Annotated in this window: 2 protein-coding genes and 1 pseudogene; 2 read left to right on the forward strand and 1 reads right to left on the reverse strand. The window is 73.6% G+C overall.

Features of this window, described 5'->3' with window-relative positions; genetic code table 11:
- Positions 1-8: 8 nt before the first annotated feature.
- Positions 9-767, reverse strand: coding sequence for a bifunctional DNA primase/polymerase (locus ACJA3G_RS33775; protein WP_406556847.1), 759 nt, complete (start codon positions 765-767; stop codon positions 9-11).
- A gap of 327 nt (positions 768-1,094) precedes the next feature.
- On the opposite strand from ACJA3G_RS33775, the gene ACJA3G_RS33780 reads away from it, so the two are divergent.
- Together ACJA3G_RS33780 and ACJA3G_RS33785 are read left to right on the forward strand one after the other, a co-directional pair.
- Complete coding sequence (locus ACJA3G_RS33780) at positions 1,095-2,483, forward strand: transcriptional regulator (RefSeq protein WP_406556848.1); 1,389 nt, start codon at positions 1,095-1,097, stop codon at positions 2,481-2,483.
- A gap of 398 nt (positions 2,484-2,881) precedes the next feature.
- Positions 2,882-3,154, forward strand: a pseudogene (locus ACJA3G_RS33785) (hypothetical protein); the annotation flags it as partial.

Here is a 3,154-nt window from a genome sequence, read left to right on the forward strand (position 1 = left end):
CGACCTGGTCACCCGCGGCGAAGGGGAGTACGTGGCGGCGCCCCCGACCCGGGTCGGGGGCGCCGCCACGTACTCCCCTTCGCCGCGGGTGACCAGGTCGATCGAGGAGGCCGTCCAGCCCAGCCGGCGCACCAGGTCCGGGACCTTCGCGCAGGCTCCGGCGACCTGGTCACCCGCGGCGAAGGGGAGTACGTGGCGGCGCCCCCGACCCGGGTCGGGGGCGCCGCCACGTACTCCCCTTCGCCGCGGGTGACCAGGTCGATCGAGGAGGCCGTCCAGCCCAGCCGGCGCACCAGGTCCGGGACCTTCGCGCAGGCTCCGGGCAGCACGAAGAACAGCATCCGGCGGTCCGGGGTGCAGGTGACCGGGCCGAGCGTGAGCTCCATGCGCTCCATGCGGGCGAGCGCCAGGAAGCCGGCCGACTCGGGGACGTCGATCGCGTCGAAGGTGCGGCCGGTGGGGAGCAGGATCGACGCCTTCGGCTGCTTCGACCACAGACGGCGGGCGGCCACCGCGCTGCCCGTGGCCTGGCTCGCCCAGTCCGGCCGGGACGGGTGCGCCCCCGGCGCGGGGCAGGCGGCGTCGCCGCAGGAGCAGTGCTCCACGCCCTCGGCCGCCTCCAGCCAGGTGCCGGGGAACACGTCCCAGTGCCGCTCTTCCGCGTACCGCACCGCGCTGTCGAGGAGCTGGTCACCGCGCTGCTTGGGGATCTGTGCGGCTTCCGTGCCTGTGATGGTCTCTTCCACGCAGAACTCAACTCCCGCCATCACCGCGGGTTACGGGCGCGCGACAGGCGGCGCAGGAGCATCGATCCTGCATCCGGGGCGCATGGGTGCATGGATGGGGGCGCGCGTGCGGCTGCGCCTCTCGTGGCGGGTAACCACAAGCGGGGGGCTCAGCGGAACCGGACAATGCGCGCGTTCGTTCGACATCACCCGTGACCGTTATTCATCCGATTAACGGCACATGCTGTGTTTCTTGCGCTTCCTGCGTTTCCCGCATTTTTCCACGTTCCCTCCGCTTCTTTCGCATTCTCTGCCTTTTCGCAGGGCAGTGATCACAGCAGTGATCAACTGCCGCATCAGGGGGTTCACATGGCAGCCAGGCCGCTAGTCGCCCGCCAGCCCAATGAACGGCTGCAGGCGCTCATCCAGGAAGCCGGGTGCTCCAACGCGGGTCTCGCCCGGCGCGTCAACATGGTCGGCGCCGAGCGCGGGCTCGACCTCCGGTACGACAAGACATCGGTGGCGCGCTGGCTCCGCGGCCAGCAGCCCCGGGGACGGGCGCCGGGCATCATCGCGGAGGCGCTGGGACGCAAGCTCGGGCGCACGGTGACGATCGACGAGATCGGCATGGCGAACGGCAAGAACCTGGCGTCGGGGGTGGGCCTGCAGTTCTCGCCCACCGTCCTCGGCGCGATCGAGCAGGTCTGCGAGCTGTGGCGCAGCGACGTGGGCCGCCGCGACTTCCTCACCGGCTCCACGGTCGCCGCCTCCGCGCTCGTTGAGCCGAGCCGCGACTGGCTGATCACCGGGGCGGACGCGCAGGTGGCCCGGCACGCCGGGCAGCGGGTCGGGGCCGCGGACGTCGACGCGGTGCGGGCGATGACGGACGCGCTGGTCGATCTCGACCACCGGTTCGGCTCCGGGCACGTACGGCCGGTGGTCGTCCACTACCTCAACAGCGTGGTGTCCGGGCTGCTGGCGGGCTCGTACCGGGAGACGGTCGGGCGCCAACTGTTCGCGGCGGTGGCGCGGCTGACGGAGCTGGCGGGGTACATGGCGGTCGACACCGGCCAGCCCGGTCTGGCCCAGCGCTACTACATCCAGGCGCTGCGGCTCGCCCAGGCGGCCGGGGACCGGGGGTACGGCGGATACGTCCTGGCCGCCTCCATGAGCCACCTCGCCGCCCAGCTCGGCAACCCCCGGGAGATCGCGCAACTGGCCCGGGCGGCGCAGGAGGGGGCCCGGGGCCGGGTGACCCCGCGCGCGGAGGCGATGTTCTTCGCGGCGGAGGCGCGCGGGCACGCGCTGCTCGGGGACGCGCGTACGTGCCAGACGGTGGCGGGGCGGGCGCTGGCCGCGATGGAGGCGGCGTCCTCGTCGCCGGACTCCGGGGACGACCCGTCGTGGATCGCGCACTTCGACCACGCCTACCTCTCCGACGAACTCGCGCACTGCCACCGGGACCTGGGGCAGCCCGAGGCGGCGGCGCGGCGCGCGGAGGAGTCCCTCGCGGGCCACCCCGAGACACGGGCGCGGCGCCGGGCGATCGGACTGGTCCTGCTGGCCACGGCGCAGGTGCAGCAGCGGGAGGTGGAGCTGGCGTGCGCGACGGGGACGCGGGCGGTGGAGCTGCTGTCCACGCTGCGTACGAACCGGGGGGCGGACTATCTGGACGATCTCCAGCAGCGGCTGGAGCCGTACGCGGACGAGCCGTCGGTACGGGAGTTCGGGGCACGCCTGGAACTCCAGGCGGCGTGACGTCATCTTCGGCCGCCGGGCCGGTGCGGAGTGCGTCTGCGGCCCGGTGGGCGGCTGGTCGCGCAGTTCCCCGCGCCCCTKAGGTACTCCRCCGCAGCCGGAGAACCSYCCTCGGCCTGCCRCACCWGYCTTTCGSCTGCGGACCGTGSWGGSTTGCTCGCGCAGTTCCCCGCGCCCCTAACTACCCAGGGGCGCGGGGAACTGCGCGCTCAGCCACAGACAACCGRCRGAYAACCACCGGSCCYTKAAGGGGCGCGGGGAACTGCGCGACCAGCCAYCCACYSACCCGCAGACGAACCCCGGCCCGCCTACCGGCCTCACCAGGCGGCGTGGCACCCCGCCCCGCCGACCCGGTAGCGTGACTCGACGATTCCGTAGTCCCACGCGTAGGAGTCCCGGTGACGCAGAGCCGACAGGGTGACGAGCCGCAGCAGCCCGCTGCACGGCCCGCACACGAGGGCGTCGTGCTGCCCGCCGACGGGTCCGCCCCCTGGCCGCCCGGTGGCCGGCCGTGGGAGGCCCGGCAGGACGGGTGGGCGCAGCCGCTGCCCCCGGAGAGCGGTGACGCCACCCAGTACATCGCCCCCGTACCGGCGGGCGCGGAGGAGACGCAGTACCTCACGCCGCCCCCGGCGAACGCCTCGGACGCCACGCAGTACATCGCGCCCGCC

This window comes from Streptomyces sp. YS-3 (assembly GCF_045257485.1).
Lineage (GTDB): Bacteria > Actinomycetota > Actinomycetes > Streptomycetales > Streptomycetaceae > Streptomyces.

What these genes read in the sequence shown, in the direction of transcription:
- ACJA3G_RS33775 (WP_406556847.1), bottom strand. Translation starts at nt 767, where the DNA reads ATGGCGGGAGTTGAGTTCTGCGTGGAAGAGACCATCACAGGCACGGAA.
- ACJA3G_RS33780 (WP_406556848.1), top strand. Translation starts at nt 1,095, where the DNA reads ATGGCAGCCAGGCCGCTAGTCGCCCGCCAGCCCAATGAACGGCTGCAG.